The organism is Streptomyces sp. NPDC020742, assembly GCF_040641675.1.
Lineage (GTDB): Bacteria > Actinomycetota > Actinomycetes > Streptomycetales > Streptomycetaceae > Streptomyces.
The window spans coordinates 1-20,875 of the sequence record NZ_JBFAEA010000047.1 but is presented as its reverse complement, the minus strand read 5'-3'; the positions used below and the strand labels follow the sequence as shown (position 1 = coordinate 20,875).

Annotated in this window: 1 protein-coding gene and 1 pseudogene; both read right to left on the bottom strand. The window is 73.1% G+C overall.

The window, feature by feature from the left end:
- A pseudogene (locus AB0G84_RS35750) lies at positions 1–3,151 on the bottom strand (type I polyketide synthase); the annotation flags it as partial.
- An 84-nt stretch (positions 3,152–3,235) separates the two neighbouring features.
- On the bottom strand, positions 3,236–20,545 hold the full coding sequence (locus tag AB0G84_RS35745; RefSeq protein ID WP_361330729.1) for a type I polyketide synthase: 17,310 nt from the start codon (positions 20,543–20,545) through the stop codon (positions 3,236–3,238).
- Positions 20,546–20,875: the final 330 nt, after the last annotated feature.

The window sequence follows — 20,875 nt, the reverse complement described above, 5'->3', positions numbered from 1 at the left end:
ACACACCCCGCTCAACACCCCCACCACACTCCACCCGCTCCACCACAACACCACGCTCAACCAACCCCTCCACCACCGCACCACACCAACCACCCACACCAGCACCCTCACTCAGCACCAACCAACGCCCACCAGAACCCGACACACCACCAGAACCCGACACACCACCAGCTGCCGGCCTCTCCAACCGCTTCCACTCCACCCGATACAGGAGGTCGTCGACCACCGGCGGCGACGACGGAAGTTCAGCCGCTGCACCGGCCGCGCCCGTCGATTCCAGCCAGTAGCGCTCCCGTTGGAAGGCGTATGTGGGCAGATCGACCCGTCGGGCGCCGGTGCCCGTGAAGTACGCGGACCAGTCGACCGGTGCCCCCGAGGCGAAGGCGCCGGCCACGGCCGCCATCAGGGACAGCGGCTCGGGCCGGTTCGTACGCAGGGTGGCCAGGCAGACGCGGTCGGCGTCCTCGTCGTCCGTCTCGGCGAGGCAGGTCCTGGTGAGTGCCGTCAACGTGCCGCCCGGGCCCAGTTCCAGGAAGCGGGTGACGCCGTGCGCGGTCAGCCATCGCACGCCATCCGCGAAACGGACGGCCTCGCGGACATGCCGCACCCAGTACTCGGCGGACCCCAGCTCCTCCGCCGTCGCCAGCTCACCCGTCACATTCGACACCACCGGAATACGCGGCTCCCCATACGCCACGCCCTCCGCAACCGCACGGAACTCAGCCAGCATCGGCTCCATCAACGGCGAGTGGAACGCATGGCTCACCGACAGCCGCTTGGCCTTCCGACCCTGAGACTCAAACCGACCGGCGACCTCCAGCACCGCCGCTGCCGCACCCGAAACCACCACTGCCTGCGGCCCGTTCACCGCCGCCACACTCACCCGCTGCTCCAGCCCCACCAGCAGCGGCAACACCTCTTCCTCGCCAGCCTGGAGCGAGACCATCGCCCCACCGGACGGCAATGCCTGCATCAGCCGGCCCCGCGCCGCCACCAAACGACACGCGTCCTCCAGCGACAGCACCCCCGCCACATGCGCCGCCGCCAGCTCACCGATCGAGTGGCCCAGCAGGTACTTGGGCCTGGTCCCCCAGGACGTGAGCAGCCGGTAGAGGGCCACTTCCAGGGCGAAGAGTGCGGGCTGGGTGAAGGCCGTGCGGTGCACGGCGTGGTCCGGCCCGTCGGGGGTGGTGTCGAAGAGGACGTCCTTCAGGGGACGGTCCAGTTCCGGGTCGAGCAGTGCGCAGATCTCGTCGAGCGCCGCGGCGAAGACCGGGAACGCCTCGTACAGCTCCCGTCCCATCCCGGCCCGCTGGGCTCCCTGGCCGGTGAACAGGAAGGCGGTGCCGCCCCGGGCCGTCCGTCCGCGTACCACCGTCTCCGGGCCGCCGGCGCCCTGGGTGGCCAGTTCCTCCAGGGCGTGCAGCGCCGAGGGCCGGTCGGTGGCGAGGACCACGGCCCGGTGTTCGAACGCGGTGCGGGTGCTGGTGAGGGAGTGGCCGACGTCGGTCGGGTCCAGCGTCTCCTCCCGGACCCGGGTGAGCAGTTGTGCCGCCTGGGCGCGGAGTGCCGCTTCGCTGCGGGCCGTGACCACCCAGGGCACCAGTGGCGGCGTCCAGGACGGCTGCTCTTCCGCGTCGCCTTCGGGCTCGGCCGCCGCCTCGGTAACGGCCTCGGTCGCTGCCTCGGTCGCTGCCTCGGCTGCCGGCGGAGCCTGCTCGATGATGGCGTGCGCATTGGTGCCGCTGATGCCGAACGACGACACCCCGGCGCGACGCGGACGCCCGTCCGCTTCCCACGGCGTCGCCTCGGTGAGCAGCTCCACCTCCCCGGCCGCCCAGTCGATGTGTCGGGACGGTTCGGAGACGTGCAGGGTCCGGGGCAGCGTGCCGTGGCGCATGGCCATGACCATTTTGATGACGCTGCCGACGCCGGCCGCCGACTGGGTGTGGCCGATGTTGGATTTGAGCGAGCCGAGCCTCAGCGGTCCGTTGCCGGCCCGCTCCCGTCCGTAGGTGGCGAGGAGTGCCTGGGCCTCGATCGGGTCGCCGAGCGCGGTGCCCGTTCCGTGGGCGTCGACGGCGTCGATGTCGCTCGGCGCGAGCCCGGCCCGGGAGAGCGCGGCCTGGATGACCCGTTGCTGGGAGGGGCCGTTGGGGGCGGTGAGGCCGTTGGAGGCGCCGTCGGAGTTGATGGCCGTACCACGGATGACGGCGAGGACCGGGTGGCCGTTCTTCCGGGCGTCGGAGAGCCGCTCGACGAGCAGCAGCCCGGCGCCCTCCGACCAGCCGGTGCCGTCGGCGTCGTCGGAGAACGGCTTGCAGCGGCCGTCGGCGGCCAGTCCGCGTTGGCGGCTGAACTCGTAGAACATCGCGGGGGTGCACATCACGGCGACACCGCCGGCCAGGGCGAGGTCGCACTCGCCGCGGCGCAGCGCATGGCAGGCCCAGTGCAGCGCGACCAGCGAGGACGAGCAGGCGGTGTCGACGGTGACCGCCGGCCCCTCCAGGCCGAGGGTGTAGGCGATCCGGCCGGAGGCCACGGAGGTCGCGTTGCCCGCGAGGAGGAGTCCCTGGACGCCTTCGGGGAATGCGGACAGGCCGACGCCGTAGCCGGAGGTGGCGGCGCCGACGAAGACACCCCCCTTGGTGCCGCGTACCGAGGTCGGGTCGATGCCGGCGCGTTCGAAGGCCTCCCAGGCCACTTCCAGCAGCAGCCGCTGCTGGGGATCGGTGGCCAGGGCCTCCCGAGGGCTCATCCCGAAGAAGGCCGGGTCGAAGTGCCCCGCGTCGTGGAGGAAGCCGCCCTCGCGCACCGGGAGCGAGCCCGGCTTGTCGCCGTCCAGAGCGTGGGCGGTGTCGACATTGCCAGAGGCAGCATCGGCGTTGTCATGGGCGGCATCGGTGTTGTCGTGGGCGGAGGCGACGTTGTCGTGGGCAGAGTCGAGGTTCCAGCCCCGGTCGGCGGGGAACCCGGAGACGGTGTCCCGGCCCTCGGCCACCACCTGCCACAGGTCTTCCGGAGAGGCCACTCCTCCGGGGTACCGGCAGCTCATCGCAACGATGGCGATCGGCTCCTGGTCCCTCGCCTCGACCTCGCGAAGCTGCCGGCGAGTCTGCCGAAGCTCGGACGTCACCCGCTTCAGGTACTCCACGTACTTCTCGTCGTCAGCAGACACCCACGTCACATCCTTGCAGCAAGCCAAGCGGTATTCCGAGCGGTATTCCGCGTCGGGTCACGTCGTTCCCAGTTCCTTGTCGATGAGGTCGAAGAGCTCGTCGGCCGTCGAGGCCGAGGCCAGCTCTCCGTCGTCGTCATCGGTTTCCGTACGCGGATCCGCGCCCGTGGGGGCGCTGTCGTCGCCCTGGCACTGTGCGGCCAGGGCGCGCAGACGGTCGGCGATCTCGGCCCGTTCGTCGTCGCCGACCGCGGCCGCGGACAGTGCGGCCTCCAGCCGGGTCAGCTCGGCGAGGACCGGCTGGGCGCCCGGTGTGTCGGGCAGCTCGATCTCGTCCAGGACATGGCGGACCAGGACCAGCGGCGTCGGGTAGTCGAAGACGAGGGTGGCCGGCAGCCTGAGCCGGGTCACGGCGTTGAGGTGGTTCCGGAGTTCCACCGCCGTGAGCGAGTCGAATCCCAGCTCCTTGAACGCCTGGTCGGGTTCGATGTCCTCGGCGGATCCATGTCCGAGGACGAGGGCCACCTGTGCGCAGACCAGGTCGAGCAGATGGCCCTCGCGGTCGGCGACGGGCAGTGCCGCCAGTTGCGCCGCGAGGTCCTGCCGTGCGTCGGTCCCCGTCGCCGCGACGGTGGTCGTTGCGGTGCGGCGGGCGGTTCCCCGGACCAGTCCGCGCAGCAGCGGGGGTACGGCCTCGGGGTGTGCGCGCAACGGAGCCAGGTCCAGGTGCATCGGCAGCAGCAGGGGGTGGGGCAGGCTCCGTGCGGTGTCGAGCAGGTCGACGCCCTGTTCCGGGGTGAGCGGGATCATCCCGCCGCGTGCCATGCGGTGCAGGTCGGCCTCGCTCAGCTCACCGGTCATGCCCGCGCCCGGAGCCCAGGCGCCCCAGGCCAGTGACTGTCCGGGAAGTCCCGCGGCACTGCGCTGGCACATCAACGCGTCCAGGTAGGCGTTGGCCGCCGCGTAGTTGGCCTGGCCGGCGCTGCCGAAGGTACCGGCGACGGAGGAGAAGACCGTGAACGCGGCCAGGTCCTCGTCCCGGGTGAGCTGATGCAGGTGGAAGACCGCGTCGGCCTTGGGGGCGAGCACCGCGTCCAGGCGCTCCGGGGTCAGGGAGGACAGCACCCCGTCGTCGAGTACACCGGCGGTGTGCAGGACGGCGGTCAGCGGACGGTCCTCGGGAACCGAATCCAGCAGACCGCGCACCTCCTCGCGGTCGGTGACATCACTGGCGGCGAGGGTGACGGTGGTGGCGCCCAGAGCGGCCAGCTCGTCCCGGAGCACATCGGCACCGGGCGCCTCCGGACCGCGACGGCTGGCCAGCAGCAGGTGTCGTACACCGTGCTCGGCGACCAGGTGACGGGCAATCAGGGCGCCCAAGCCACCCGTACCACCGGTGACCAGCACCGTCCCCTCCGGGTTGAGCGGGACGGGCATGGTCAGCACGACCTTGCCCACGTGCCGGGCCTGGCTCAGGTGCCGGAAGGCCTCCGGGGCCCTGCGCACGTCCCACGCCGCCACCGGCAGCGGCCTGAGCACACCGCGCTCGAACAGCTCCAGCAGCTCGGTCAGCATCTCCCCGATCCGCTCCGGACCGGCCTCCCACAGGTCGAACGCGCGGTACCGCACGTCTGCGTACTCCGCCGCGATCCGCTCCGGGTCGCGGACGTCGGTCTTGCCCATCTCCAGGAACCGCCCGCCCCGCGGCAGCAGCCGCAGCGACGCGTCCACGAACTCCCCCGCGAGGGAATCCAGGACGAGGTCCATGCCGCGGCCCTCGGTCGCCTCCAGGAACGAACTCTCGAAGGCCAGCTCGCGGGACGAGGCGATACAGGTTCGGGGCAGACCGTTGTGTAGCAGGGTGTCCCACTTGCCGGGGCTCGCGGTGCCGTAGACCTCGGCGCCCAGGTGCTGCGCCAGTTGCACCGCAGCCATCCCCACACCGCCCGCAGCGGCATGGATCAAGACCGACTCCCCGGCCCGCAGGCTCCCCAGTTCCACCAGCGCGTAGTACGCCGTCAAGAACACCACCGGCACCGATGCCGCCTCGGCGAACGACCAGCCCTCGGGGACACGGGCGAGCAGGCGACGGTCCGCCACCGCGACGGGGCCGAAGGAGCCGAAGAACATGCCCATCACGCGGTCGCCCGGCCGGAGATCGGCCACGCCGGGTCCGACCTCCAACACCACGCCGGCTCCCTCGCTGCCGAGCGGACCGGCCTCCCCCGGGTACATGCCGAGGGCGTTGAGGACATCACGGAAGTTGACACCCGCCGCGCGTACCGCGATCCGCACCTGGCCGGCACCCAACTCGGCGTTGGCCTCGGGGCATTCGGCCAGCCGCAGGTTCTCCAGGGTGCCCTTCTCCGCAATGTCCAGGCGCCATGCCCCGCCGTCCGCCGCGGGCCGGGGCAGCGTGGCCGTGGCAGCGGTCCGGGCCAGCCTCGGGACGAGGACGGATCCGGCGCGCAGTGCCACCTCGGGCTCGCCGCCGGCCAGCGCCGCGGGCAGCGCGGCCACCGATTCCGCCGCGCCGTCGAGGTCGACGATGCCGAACCTGCCCGGGTTCTCGACCGCGGCGGCCCGTACCAGGCCCCAGAGGGTGGCCTGCGCCGGGTCGGGCTGGTCCGCGGGGGCGGTGCTCATGGCGCCGCGGGTAACGAGGACCAGCCGGGAGGCGGCGCAGCGCTCGTCGGCGAGCCACTCCTGCAGGAGTGCGAGCAGCCGGTGGGCGGCGGCGTGCGGCATGTCGGTAGTGCTGTCCGGGTGCGTGCCGGCGGTGCCGTTCGGGTGCGTGCCGGTCGTAACGGTCGTGCCGGCCGCGGCGGTCACCAGGACCACCGGCGGCAGCCCACCACCGATCCCGGCCGCGGTCCCGTTCCCAGCCCCGGCCCCGGTCCCGGCCGCGGCGAGGAACTCGTGCAGGCCGTCGTAGGCGTCGGCCGGCAGGTCGGTGGCGGTCAGGGCGGTGGCGAGCGCCGGGTCGCCGATGACCGGCCAGGGAGCGTCCGGCCGGGCGGGCTCGGGGAGGGACGGCGCGGTGACCCAGTCCACCTGGAACAGCGCGTCGTGCACCGGCCCGTTGCCGCCCACCTGGTCCGCGGATACCTGACGCAACGTCAAGGATTCGATGGTGGCGACAGGTTCGCCCCCGGGGCCGGCCAGTTCGAGGGAGATCGCCTCGGGCCCGGACTGGACGAGACGTACCCGCAGGGAGGTGGCGCCCGAGGCCGTCAGGGACACCCCGCTCCAGGAGAACGGCAGCCGCCCGCGTCCGGCGTCCTCCATCGCCACGAACATCATCGCGTGCAGCGCGGAGTCGAGCAGCGCGGGGTGCAGCCCGAACGCGCCGGCCGGCCCGTGGTGGTCGTCGGGCAGCCCGACCTCGGCGAAGATCTCGTCGCCGCGCTGCCAGACGGCCCGCAGGCCCTGGAACACCGGGCCGTAGGCGAAGCCGGCCTCCGCGAAGCGGGCGTAGAAGTCGTCGACGGGGGCGGCATCCGCGCCCCTGGGCGGCCAGACGGTGAAGTCGTACGGGTCGTCGTCGGCGCGGTCGGCCGCCGCCCGCCCGGTGCCCGCGGGCGACACCACGCCGCTGGCGTTGCGCACCCACGGCCGGTCGGCGGGGTCGCCGTCGTCGGGGCGCGAGTACAGGTTGAGGGTCCGCCGTCCGGAGTCGTCCGGCGGCTCCACCGCGAGCTGGAGCTGTACCGCACCGCGCTCGGGCAGGACCAGCGGCGCGGCGATGGTGAACTCGTCCACCCGGTCGCAGCCGACCTCGTCGGCCGCGCGGACGGCGAGTTCGAGGAAGCCCGTGCCGGGGAACAGGACGGTGCCGGTCACCGCGTGGTCGGCCAGCCACGGGTGGGTGCGCAGGGACAGCCTGCCGGTGAAGAGGAAGGCGTCGGAACCGGCCACCGGGACCGCCGCGCCGAGCAGCGGGTGGTCGGCCGTGCCGAGACCCGCCGAACCGATGTCACCGGCCACCGGCAGGACGGGCGGCTTGGGCCAGTACCGCTGGTGCTGGAAGGCGTAGGTCGGCAGCGCGACCCGGTGGGCGTCGCGTCCGGTGACGGCGGACTCCCAGGTGACCGGCGTGCCGCTGACGAAGGGCTGGGCGAGGGCCCCGAGGAAGGAGGTGGCCTCCGGGCGGTCCTTGCGCAGGGTCGGTACGAGGAGGTGGCCGGCGTCGCCGTCCAGGCAGCTCTGGGCCAGGGCGGTCAGCGTCCCGTCGGGGCCAATCTCCAGGTACCGGGTGACGTCGTGCTCCGCCAACCACCGCACTCCGTCGGCGAACCGTACGGCCGCACGGACGTGCCGCACCCAGTAGTCGGCGGAGGTCAGTTCCTCGGCCGTGGCCAGCTCGCCGGTGACATTGGAGACCACCGGTATGCGGGGTTCCTCGTACGTCACGCTCTCGGCGACGGCGCGGAACTCGGCGAGCATCGGCTCCATCAGCGGCGAGTGGAAGGCGTGGCTGACCGGGAGCCGCTTGGTCTTCCGGCCCTCGGACGCCATCCGTTCGGCGATGTCGGTGACGGCCGCCTCCTCGCCCGCGACGACGGTCGCCGAGGGGCCATTCAGGGCGGCGATGCTCACCCGCTGCTCCAGCCCCGCCAGCAGCGGCAACACCTCGTCCTCCGACGCCTGGAGCGAGACCATCGCCCCACCCGCCGGCAAGGCCTGCATCAGCCGGCCCCGCGCCGCCACCAGCCGGCAGGCGTCCTCCAGCGACAGCACCCCCGCCACGTGCGCGGCCACCAACTCACCGATCGAGTGCCCGATCAGGAAGTCCGGTCGAACACCGAACGACTCCACCAGCCGGAACAGCGCCACCTCGACGGCGAACAGCGCCGGCTGTGTGAAGGCCGTCCGGTTCAGCGCATCCGCCACGGCCGTGGCCGCGGAGTGCCCGGCCGCGTCCGTCGTGCGGTCCGCTTCCGCGCGGGCTCCTTCGCCGAAGATCAGCTGCCGGAGGGGCGAGTCCAGCTCACCGTCGAAGTGTGCACACACCGCGTCGAAGGCGTCGGCGAACACCGGGAACGCCTCGTACAGTTCCCGGCCCATGCCCGGACGCTGCGCGCCCTGTCCGGTGAACATCAGGGCGAGCCGGCGGTCCGGCCGTGCCGCACCGGTGACGGCGTACGGGGACGACTCACCGGCGGACACCGCGGTCAGGCCACGGAGCAGGACGTCCCGGCCCGTGCCGAGCACCACGGCCCGGTGGTCCAGCACCGAGCGGGTGGTGGCCAGCGACCGCCCGATGTCGGCGGGGCGCAGGTCCGGTTGGGCGGCGAGGTGTGCGAGCAGGCGCGCTGCCTGGGCCCGCAGCGCCGGCCCGGTCCGGCCGGTGAGCACCCAGGGCACGACCGCGGTCTCCGCCGGCTCCGGGTCGGCCGCGGTGGCCAAGGGGCCCTCGGCGGACGTGGCGTCCTCGGCGGGCGAGGGGTCCTCGGCCGGCGGGGCCTGCTCCAGGATGGTGTGGGCGTTGGTGCCGCTGATGCCGAACGAGGAGATTCCGGCCCGGCGGGGCCGGTCGGCCTCCGGCCAGGCCACCGCCTCGGTCAGCAGCCGCACATGGCCCGCCGACCAGTCGACGTGCGAGGACGGCTGGTCCACATGCAGGGTCTGCGGCAGCACCCCGTGCTCCAGCGCCAGCACCATCTTGATGACGCCGGCGACACCGGCCGCGGCCTGGGTGTGCCCGAGGTTGGACTTCACCGACCCCAGCCACAGCGGCCGGTCCGCCGCCCGCTCCTGGCCGTACGTGGCGAGCAGCGCCTGCGCCTCGATCGGGTCGCCCAACGACGTCCCCGTGCCATGGGCCTCGACCGCGTCCACCTCGGACGCCGACAGGCCTGCGCTCGCCAGCGCCTGCCGGATCACCCGCTGCTGCGACGGCCCGTTCGGCGCCGTCAGGCCGTTCGACGCGCCGTCCTGGTTCACCGCCGTACCGCGCACGACCGCCAGCACCCGGTGCCCGTTCCGCCGGGCGTCCGACAGCCGCTCGACGACCAGCACGCCCACGCCCTCGGAGAATCCCGCACCGTCCGCGGCGTCGGAGAACGCCTTGCAGCGGCCGTCGGACGCCAGTCCGCGCTGGCGGCTGAAGTCCACGAACAGTCCGGGGGTGGACATCACGGTCACGCCGCCGGCGAGGGCGAGGTCACACTCGCCCTGCCGCAGCGACTGCACCGCTAGGTGCAGGGCGACCAGCGAGGCCGAGCAGGCCGTGTCCACCGTCACCGCCGGTCCTTCGAGTCCGAAGGTGTACGCCAGCCGGCCCGAGACCACGCTCGCGGCGTTCCCGGTGCCGATGTAGCCCCCCAGGTCCTCCTCACCGGACGCCACCAACAACCCCGGATAGTCCTGGCCGTTGGTGCCCGCGAAGACCCCCGTACGACTGCCGCGCAGCGCACCGGGCACGATGCCGGCCCGCTCGAACGCCTCCCACGACGCCTCCAGCAGCAGCCGCTGCTGCGGGTCCATCGCCATCGCCTCACGCGGCGAGATCCCGAAGAACGCCGGATCGAAGTCACCCACCCCGGACAGGAACCCGCCTTCGCGGGCGGACACCTTGCCCGGCACTCCGGGCTCCGGGTCGTACAGCTCCTCGATGTCCCAGCCGCGGTCGGTCGGGAACGGCACCACACCGTCCCCGCCCTCGCACAGCAACCGCCACAGCTCCTCCGGGGAGCCCACCCCGCCCGGGAAGCGGCAGCTCATCGCCACGATCGCGACCGGTTCGTCGTGCTCGACGGTCTCGGTACGGGCCGGTGCGCCGGAGCCTGTGGGGTGCGGTGCCGCACCGGGTTGCCGTTCCGTGGTGGCGAGTTGGGCCGCCAGGTGGTCGGCGAGCGCCGCGCAGGTGGGGTGGTCGAAGACCAGCGTGGCGGGCAGCCGGAGGCCGGTGAGGCCGTTCATGCCGTTGCGCAGTTCGACGGCGCTGAGCGAGTCGAAGCCCAGCTCGGTGAAGGCGCGCTCGGGGTCGACCGCGCCGGCTCCGTCGTAACCGAGCACGGTGGCGACGTAGCTGCGGACGACGTCCAGGATCGCGCCGGCGCGTTCGGACGCGGGGAGCCCGGCGAGGTGCTGGTGGAGTGCGGTGGCGGGGGAACCGGTGTCCTCGCCGTCCCGGGTGGCCGCCAGGACGCGCTGGGCGTCGGGGAGGTCGCGCAGCAGGGCGCTGGGCCGGGAGGCGGTGAACGCGGGGGTGAACCGGTCCCACCCGAGGTCGGTGACGCAGACGGTGGTCTCGTCGTGGTCGAGGGCCTGGCGCAGGGCGCCGCAGGCCGCCTCGGGCGGCATGTCGTACACGCCGTAGCGCCGGAGCCGGTCACCGACGGCGCCCTCGCCCATGCCGTCTCCGGCCCAGTGGCCCCAGGCGACGGCGGTGGCGGGGAGTCCCTCGGCGCGGCGCCGGTCGGCGAGCGCGTCGAGGAAGGCGTTTCCGGGCGCGTAGTTGCCGAGGCCGGGGCCGCTGAGGGTGCCCGAGGTGGAGGAGAAGAGCACGAACGCGGAGAGGTCGTGGTCGCGGGTCAGCTCGTCGAGGTGGCGGGCCGCGGTGGCCTTGGTGCGGAGGACGGGGTCCATCCGGCCGGCGTCGAGGCCGTCGAGGACACCGTCGTCGAGGGAGCCGGCCACGTGCATGACGGCGTCGAGCGGGTGCTCCTCGGGAACGGAGGCCAGCAGTTCGCGCAGTGCGTCGCGGTCGGCGACGTCGCAGGCGGCGAGGGTGACGCGGGCGCCGAGGGCACCGAGTTCGGCCTGCAGTTCCGCGGCGCCCGGTGCGGCGGCGCCCCGGCGGCTGGTGAGCAGCAGGTGCGGGGCGCCCTCCCGGGCGAGCCAGCGCGCGATGTGCCCGCCGACGGCTCCGGTGCCGCCGGTGACCAGGACGGTGCCGCGGGGGCGCCAGGTGCGCTGCGGCGGTGTGCCGGCCAGCGGGGCGCGCACCAGGCGGCGGCCGTAGGACCCCGAGGTGCGCAGGGCGATCTGGTCCTCGCCTCCGGGCCCGGCGAGCAGGGCGCACAGCCGGGCGGCGGCCCGCTTGTCCAGTTCCTCGGGCAGGTCGATGAGGCCGCCCCAGCGGTCGGAGTGCTCCAGCGCGGCGACCCGCCCCATGCCCCAGACCAGGGCCTGGTCGGGGTGGCTGACGTGTTCGGAGCGCCCGATGGCGACGGCGCCGCGGGTGGCGCACCACAGGGGTGCTTCGATGCCGAGGTCGCCGAGTGCCTGGAGGAGGGAGAGCACGCCGGCCAGGCCGACGGGGACCGCGGGGTGGTCGGGGTGCGGCCGTTCGTCGAGCGGGAGCAGCGACAGGACGCCGGTGGGCGTGGCCTCGTCGGCGAGGGTCTCCCGCAGTCGCCGAGTGGTGCGCTCGCGGCAGGAGGCGTCCTCGGCGGTCAGCTCCAGCAGACGCACCTGCGCACCGTGTGCGGCGAGGGCGTCGCGTACGGCGGTCACCCGCCGGTCGGGGTGGTCCGTCTCCGGGGCGGCCAGCAGCCAGGTGCCGTGCAGGGCCGCTGCGGTGCGCTCGGCGAGCGGCGCCCAGCGCACCCGGTAGCGCCAGCCGTCGGCGGTGGACCGGTCGCGGCTGGTGCGGCGCCAGGTCGACAGGGCGGGCAGTACGGCGCTCAGCGGTGCGTCGCCGTTGAGGTCGAGGGCGTCGGTGAGGGCTTGGAGGTCCTGCTGTTCGACGCTCTCCCAGAAGCGGGCTTCGGCGGCATCGGCCGGCGCGGCGTCCGGGCCGTCGGCAGCGGCCAGTTCGCGCGGCTGGGGCCAGTACCGCTCCCGCTGGAACGGGTAGGTCGGCAGGTCGACGCGGTGCGCTCCGGTGCCGGTGAAGACGGTGTGCCAGTCGACGGTCACGCCGTGGGCGTGGGCCTCGGCGAGGGAGGCGAGGAACCGGTCGAGGCCGCCCTGGTCGCGGCGGAGGGTGCCCAGGACGGCGGCGGCCACCCCGAGCCCGTCCACGCAGTCGCGGAGCCCTCCGGACAGCACGGGGTGCGGGCTGACCTCGATGAACGCCCGGTGGCCCGCGGCCACCAGGCCGCGCACCGCGTCCTCGAACCGCACCGTCTCCCGCAGGTTGGTGTACCAGTAGTCGGGGCCCAGCTCGCGGGTGTCCTGCCACTGGGCGGTCACGGTGGAGAAGAACGGGACGGTGGACTCGGTCGGCTCGATGCCGTCGAGGGCCGCGAGCACCTGGTCACGGACCGGCTCGACCTGCGCCGAGTGGGAGCCGTAGTCGACGGAGACCTTACGGGCCTGTACGCCGTCCCCGGCGAGCGCGGTGAACAGCTCGTCGAGGGCGTCGGCGGCGCCGGAGACCACGACGGAGGCGGGCCCGTTGACAGCAGCGACCGACAGCCGGTCGCCCCAGGGCGCGAGGCGTTCGCGGACCGCGTCGGCGGGCAGCGCGACGGAGAGCATGCCGCCGCGGCCGGTGATGGCGGTGAGGGCGCGGCTGCGCAGGGCCACCACTCGGGCCCCGTCGTCCAGGGTCAGCGCCCCGGCGACACAGGCGGCGGCGATCTCGCCCTGGCTGTGGCCGATGACCGCGTCGGGCTCCACCCCGTAGGAGCGCCACAGTGCGGCGAGGGACACCATGACGGCCCACAGCGCGGGCTGGACGACATCGACCCGTTCGAGGTCCGGTGCACCGGGCTCGCCGCGCAGGACGGCGGTCAGGGACCAGTCGACGTGGGGTGCCAGGGCGCGTTCGCAGGCGGCCAGGCGGTCGGCGAACACCGGGGTGGTGTCGAGGAGTTGGCGTGCCATTCCGGCCCATTGGCTGCCCTGGCCGGGGAAGACCAGGACCGGGTGGGCGGCACCGTCGCGGGCGGCGCCGCGCGGCGGTCCGGAGACCATGGCCCCGTCGGCGAGCTCCCGCAGGTCGCGGTCGAGGGCGTCCCGGTCGGCGGCGAGCAGCACGGCCCGGTGCTCGAAGGCGGTCCGGGTGGTGGCGAGGGAGTACCCGATGCCGGTGAGGTCGTGGTCGGTGGGGCGGGCGAGCAGGTGGGAGCGCAGCCGGGCGGCCTGTGCGCGCAGCGCGTCCTCGGTGCGCGCCGACAACGGGACCGGCACCACGGGGAGGACGGCGGGGTCGGCGGGGTCCGGCCGGTCCTGCTGCCGGGCCTGGGGCCGGGGCGCCTCCTCCACGATCACATGGGCGTTGGTGCCGCTCATTCCGAACGAGGACACTCCCGCCCGGCGCGGAGCCTCGCCCTCCGGCCAGGTCCTGGCCTCGGTGAGCAGCCGGACGTGTCCGGCCGTCCAGTCGATGTGCGGGCTGGGCTCGTCGGCGTGCAGGGTCTGGGGTAGCAGGCCGTTGCGCAGCGCCATGACCATCTTGATCACGCCACCGATGCCGGCGGCGGCCTGGCTGTGTCCGATGTTGGACTTCAACGAGCCGAGCCACAGCGGCCGGTCGTCGTCCCGGTCCTGCCCGTACGTGGCGAGCAGCGCCTGCGCCTCGATCGGGTCGCCCAGCGTCGTCCCCGTGCCGTGTGCCTCGACGGCGTCCACCTGCTGCGGTGCCAGTCCTGCGGAGGCCAGGGCGCGGCGGATGACCCGCTGCTGGGAGGGGCCGTTGGGGGCGGTGAGCCCGTTGGAGGCGCCGTCCTGGTTGAGGGCGCTGCCGCGTACGACGGCGAGCACCGGGTGGCCGTGCCGGCGGGCGTCGGAGAGCCGCTCGACGACCACCATGCCGACGCCCTCGGCCCAGCTGGCCCCGTCGGCGTCGGCGGAGAACGGCTTGCACCGGCCGTCCTCGGAGAGCGCCCGCTGCCGGCTGAACTCGATCAGCGACCCGGGGGTGGACATCACCGTCACCCCGCCGGCGAGCGCGAGGTCGCACTCGCCCTGGCGCAGCGACTGCACGGCCAGGTGCAGGGCGACCAGGGACGACGAGCAGGCGGTGTCGACGCTGACGGCCGGCCCTTCGAGGCCCAGGGTGTAGGCGATCCGTCCGGACAGCACACTGGGCGAGTTGCCGGTGCCGACGTACCCCTCGAAGCTGTCCTGCGCGCCGCTGAGGATGCCGATGTAGTCCTGGTAGGTGACGCCCGCGAAGACACCGGTCAGGGTGCCGCGTGCGCCGGCGGGGTCGATCCCGGCGCGTTCCAGGGCCTCCCAGGACGCTTCGAGCAGCAGTCGCTGCTGCGGGTCCATCGCCAGCGCCTCGCGGGGGCTGATGGAGAAGAAGCCGGGGTCGAAGTGGCCGGCGTCGTGCAGGAAGCCGCCTTCGCGGGCGTAGCAGGTACCGGGGTGGTCCGGGTCCGGGTGGTACAGGGCGTCCAGGTCCCATCCGCGGTCGGCGGGGAACGGGGAAATGCCGTCACCGCCCGTGGCGACCAGCTCCCACAGGTCCTCGGGGGTACGGACCCCGCCCGGGTAGCGGCAGCTCATCCCGACGATGACGACGGGGTCGTCGAGCGCCGCGGCGACGGGCGACGCAGTGCCGCGCGTCCCGTCGGGGTGTGCGCCGTTGACAGCACCGGCGAGCGCTCCGTCGAACTCCCCGTTGAGTGCGTGGGGGAGCTCTTGGACAAGCTGGCCGTCCAGGTATCCGGCGAGCGCCACCGGGGTCGGGTAGTCGAAGACGAGCGTGGCGGGCAGCCGCAGTCCCGTCGCTTCCCTGAGCTGGTTGCGCAGTTCGACCGCGGTGAGGGAGGTGAACCCGAGGTCGGTGAAGCTCCGGGAGGGCTCCACCTCATCGGCCCCGGCGTACCCCAGGACGTGGCCGACCTGCGTCCGCACGAGGGTCAGGAGCACGCGGCCGCGTTGGGCGGCCCCCTTCCCGGCGAGCTGCCGCGCCAGTTCGGACACGGCGTCCGCACGGTCTCCCACGGCCACCACCCGGCGCCGGGCGCCGTGCGCCAGCGACCCGAGCACGGCCGGCAGGGCTGCCGCGGAGCCGCGCAGCGCGGCACGGTCCACCCGCGCGGGGAACAGCACGGTCCCTCCCGCCGCCTGGGCCGCGCCGACCAGGGCCGCGGCCTCCTCGGCGGCGAGCGCGGCGAGCCCGGGGACACCGGCGGCGGGAGGCGGCAGGAGCGCCAGGGCAGGCAGCCCGGCAGCCACCCGCCGACGGGCCAGCGCGGCCAGCTCCGCAGCCGCCGGGGCATCGGGGCCACCGGCGCCTATGAGGATGAGGGTGGGTGGGGAGGAGGGCTGGGGGGAGGACTCGGAGGTGGGCGGGGTGGCGTGGTCGTCGCGGTCGACTTCGGCTATGTCGAACTCGCGTGATTCGTCGGTGAGTTGGTCCAGCTGGGCGAGGCGGAGGTCCTCAGGCCGGTCCAGATCTGCGGTGTGCACGACGGCCACGAGCGGTCGTGTGGCGCTGATCGCGGCGATGGCTGCTGGGAGGGAGTGCGCAGCGGGGTGGTCCTCCGGGTGGTACGTGAGGGTCTCCACGTGCGCGTCGGTGTCGAGCGCGGCGGCGACCTGCTCCGCGTAGGGACCGGTGACCAGGACCGTCCCACCGGGCTCCACGTCGAGCCCCCCGGATGCGATCGGTGCGCACCGGATCAGCCGCGGCACCGACGCCTCGCCCCCGCGCACGGAGAACTCGGACTCCTGCGTGGTGAGCAGAGCGGGAAGCAGGGCGAGCGAGTCGGGGTGCGCGTCGGTACCCACGAGCACGATCCGGCCCGGCTGTTCGCTCTGCACGGCCCGGAGTTCTTCCCAGAGGACTGCGGCGTCACCGGAGGTCGCCGCGGAGATGTCCGGGGAGGTGGCCGCGGAGGTGGCCGCGGAGATGTCCTGGGAGGCGGCCGCGGAGGCGGCCGCGGAGGTGGCCGCGGAGGTGGCCGCGGAGGTGGCCGCGGAGGTGGCCGCGGAGGTGGCCGCGGAGGTGGCCGCATTCCGGGTGACGAGCATCAGCCGGAGCGACGGCTCCTGCGCCAGCGTTGCGCTCAAGCCGTCGAGCACGGCGTACGCGTCGACTGCCGTGGCAACACCGCTGACCAGCACGGTGTCGTGCGCCCTGCCCTCGGGAGCGTCCGCGAGGTCCGCAAGGTCGACAACGCTCGCGCCGAGGGCCTCGGCCAGGCCCGGCACCTCCGGCAGTCCCAGCTGTTCGCCGCAGACGACGATCAGCCGCGACCCGTCTGCGGTGTCCGGGCGCGCGTCCATGGCAGCCGGGTCCGCCTCCGGGCGGATCTCCCCGTGCACATCGAACGGTTCCCAGTCGATGCGGAGCAAGGAGGACGAGGACGGTGAGGAAGACGAGGAAGACGAGGAAGACGAGAAGGACGAGGAAGACGAGGAGGGCGAGGAGGGCAGCAACGCCGCCCGTGACGCCGTCCCGCCGCCGTCCGGACTCCCATCGATACCCCGCGGCCGCCGCATCTGCATCGATTCGACCGCGATCACCGGCTGGCCGGAACGATCGGCGGCCTGGAGCGACACCTCATCCGGGCCGCTGCAGCTCAGCCGGACCCGAAGGTGGGTCGCTCCGCTGGCGTGCAGGAACGCCCCGCTCCACGCGAACAGAACGGCCTCGGTCGCAATACCGTCCAACAGCCCCAGGCCGAGCGGATGCAGCGCGGCGTCCAGCAAGGCCGGGTGGAGGGCGAATCCTTCGCCGTCGGCCGCCGGCAGCTCGACCTCGGCGTACACGGCGGAGTCCGCCCCTCGCCACACCGCTCGTACGCCCCTGAAGACCGGCCCGTAGTCGAACCCGGCAGCCGTCAATCCGTCGTACAGGTCGTCGATGTCCACGGGCTGCGCCCCGGCCGGCGGCCACGCTACGAGCCCAAAGGGCTCCGGCCGGGCGCTCTCCGCCAGCACGCCGCTGGCACACCGCGCCCATGGCGCATCAGCAGCCGAGTTCCCATCCGGACGGGCATACACCCCAAGGGCCCGGTCGCCGGAGGCATCCGGTTCGTCGATACGGAGTTGCAGCTGCACCGCACCGTCCTCGGGGAGCACGAGCGGCGCTTCCAGTACGAGTTCCCTGACGTAGGGGCACTCGACCTGATCACCGGCGCCCACGGCCATTTCCAGGAGGGCGGTACTCGGTACGACGGTCGAGCCCGCGATGCGGTGCTCGGCGAGCCATGGGTGCGTCCGCAGGGACAACCGTCCGCTCAGCACCACCTCCTGGCCGCCGGCTAGGGACACCGCTGCTCCGAGAAGGGGATGCGCAACAGCCTCGAGGCCTATGGAAGCGGCGTCCGCGGTGGTGGTGCGGACGTCGAGCCAGTAGCGCTGGTGTTGGAAGGCATAGGTGGGGAGATCGACGCGACGGGCGCCGGCATCGGCGCTGGTACCGGCGCCGGTCTGGGTGCCGGATTCGCTGGTGGTGCCGGTTTCGGCGGCGGCGCGGGCCTCGGTGTCCGTGTGCGTGTCCGCGTCCGCGTCCGCGTCCGTGAAGAGTACGGCCCAGTCGACCGGGACGCCGTGCGCATAGGCCTGGCCCAGCCCAGCGAGCAGGCCCACGGCCTCCGGGCGGTCCTTCCGCAGCGCGGGAACGAACAGGTGGTCCGGGTCATCAAGGCAGCTCTGCGCCAGGGCGGTCAGGGTGCCGTCCGGCCCGATCTCCAGGAACCGGGTGGCCTCATGCTCCGCCAGCCACCGGACGCCGTCGGCGAACCGGACCGCCTCACGCACATGCCGCACCCAGTACTCCGCAGACATCAGCAGCTCGGCCGAGGCGAGTGCACCGCTGACATTGGAGACCACCGGGATACGCGGCTCCGCGTACGCCACGCTCTCGGCGACGGCACGGAACTCGGCCAGCATCGGCTCCATCAAGGGCGAGTGGAAGGCATGGCTGACCGGGAGCCGCTTGGTCTTCCGCCCCTTGGACGCCATCCGTTCGGCGATGTCGGTGACGGCCGATTCCTCGCCCGCGATGACGGTCGCCGACGGGCCGTTCACAGCGGCGATGCTCACCCGCTGCTCCAGCCCCACCAGCAGCGGCAACACCTCCCCCTCCGACGCCTGGAGCGACACCATCGCCCCACCAGACGGCAACGCCTGCATCAACCGACCCCGCGCCGCCACCAACCGACACGCATCCTCCAGCGACCACACCCCCGCCAGATACGCCGCCACCAACTCACCGATCGAATGCCCGATCAGGAAGTCCGGCCGAACACCGAACGACTCCACCAACCGGAACAGCGCCACCTCCAGCGCAAACAACGCCGGCTGGGTGTAGCCCGTCCGGTTCAGCAACTCGGCGTCGTCACCGAACACCACATCCCGCAGCGGCACCTCAGACGGCGTCTTCGACGGCTCCTCCGAAGCACCACCCTCTTCGCCGCGTACTACGCCATCGAAGTGTGCACACACCGCATCGAACGCCTCCGCGAACACTGGGTAGGTCTCATACAGCTCCCGGCCCATCCCGGGCCGCTGCGCTCCCTGCCCCGCGAAGAGCAGAGCTGCCCGGCCTTCCGCTGCTCGCACCGCACCCATCACGGCATTGCCCGCCGTGCCTTCCTCTGCTGCCACAGCGGACAAGCCCTGGAGCAGATCTTCACGTTCGGTGCCGAGTACGACAGCACGGTGCTCAAACTGGGCCCGCGTCGTCGCCAGCGCCAACCCCACGCCCTCCACATCGAGTTGGGGGCGCGAGTCGACGAACTCCAGCAGCCGCTGCGCCTGAGCTCGCAACCCGGCCCGGGTCCGACCCGACACCACCCACGGCACCGGCCCCACAGAACCGCGCTCGCCCCCCTCAGTCCCCAACTCCTCCGCCGGGGCTTGCCGATCCTCAGCCGGGGCCTGCTCAATCACCACATGCGCATTGGTGCCACTCACGCCGAACGCCGACACACCCGCCCGACGCAGCCGCTCCCCCACCACCGGCCACTCCACGGCCTCGGTCAGCAGCCGCACCTCGCCCGCCGACCAGTCCACGTGCGAGGACGGCTGGTCCACGTGCAGGGTCTGCGGCAGCACACCGTGCTCCAGCGCCAGCACCATCTTGATCACACCGGCCACGCCGGCCGCGGCCTGGGTGTGACCGATGTTGGACTTCACCGAACCCAGCCACAACGGACGATCCACCGCCCGCTCCTGGCCGTACGTGGCGAGCAGCGCCTGCGCCTCGATCGGGTCACCAAGGGTCGTGCCGGTGCCATGGGCCTCCACCGCATCGACGTCCGCGGCCGACAGGCCCGCACTCGCCAACGCCTGCCGGATCACCCGCTGCTGCGACGGACCATTCGGCGCCGTCAAACCGTTCGACGCACCGTCCTGGTTCACGGCGCTGCCACGCACCACCGCCAGCACCCGATGGCCGTTCCGCCGGGCATCTGACAGTCGCTCCACCGCCAGCACGCCGACGCCCTCGGCCCAGCCGGTGCCATCAGCAGCGTCCGAAAACGCCTTGCACCGGCCGTCCGCAGCGAGACCGCCCTGCAGGCTGAACTCGACGAAGGCCGCGGGGTTGGCCATGACCGTCACTCCGCCGGCGAGGGCGAGGTCGCACTCGCCCGAGCGCAGGGACTGTACGGCCAGGTGCAGGGCGACCAGCGACGACGAGCACGCCGTGTCCACCGTCACCGCGGGCCCCTCAAGGCCCAGCGCATACGCCGCCCGACCGGAGACGACCGCGCCCGAGCTGCCGGTGAGCAGGTGTCCCCCGAGCCCTTCGGGCGCTTCCTGCAATCCAGCGCCGTAGCCGGAACTGCTGGCGCCGACGAAGACTCCGGTACGGCTGCCCTTGACGGCCGTGGGGTTGATACCCGAACGTTCCAGGGCTTCCCACGAGGTTTCCAGCAACAGCCGCTGCTGCGGGTCGATCGCCACGGCCTCACGCGGACTGATGCCGAAGAATCCCGGGTCGAACTGCGTCGCCTCGTGCAGGAAGCCACCCGATCGCGTCCGGCTCGTACCGGGCTGATGCGCTTCGCTCCCGAAGAGCGCGTCCAGGTCCCAGCCCCGATCCGTCGGGAACTCGGAGATGGCGTCCTCGGCTCCAGTCACCAGGCGCCACAGGTCCTCGGGACCTGCCACCCCACCCGGCAGACGGCAACTCATCCCGACGATCACCACCGGATCGTCCGACGAAGACACCGCCGCCGACAGACCCGACCCCAACGCCGCGACAGCATCGGCCCCAGCGTCGGCGCCGAACAGCTCATCGCCCAGGAAACGCGCCAGATCAACCGGCGTGGGGTAGTCGAAGACGGCCGTGGCGGGGAGCCTGAGACCCGCTTCGGCGTTCAACGCATTGCGTAGCTCGACGGCCGTCAGCGAGTCGAATCCCAAGTCCCGGAAGGGAATGCCGGTCCCCAGGTCAGTGGGGTTGCTGTAGCCGAGGACGGTTGCGGCATGCCGACGCACCAGGTCCAGCAACGCCCGATCCCGCTCAGCAACCGACAGCCCGGCCAGCCGCTCCCGCACCACACCCAAACCAGCAACCTCACCACGGCCCGCCCGCAAAACCTCCCGCACCTCCGGGAGGTCTTCCAGCAGTGGGCTGGGCCGGCCACTGGTGAATGCCGGAACGAACCGCCCCCAGTCCACGTCCGCCACCACAACCCCGGCCTCACCACCACCCACAGCCGCGCCCAACGCTTCCACTGCCAAGGCCGGGTCCATCGGCTTCAACCCACGACGCCGCAGATGCTCCTCAGAACCATCAGCCTCCACCATCCCCCCACCAGCCCACGGACCCCACGCCACCACACTCCCCACCAACCCCCGCGCCCGACGATTCGCCACCACCCCCTCCAA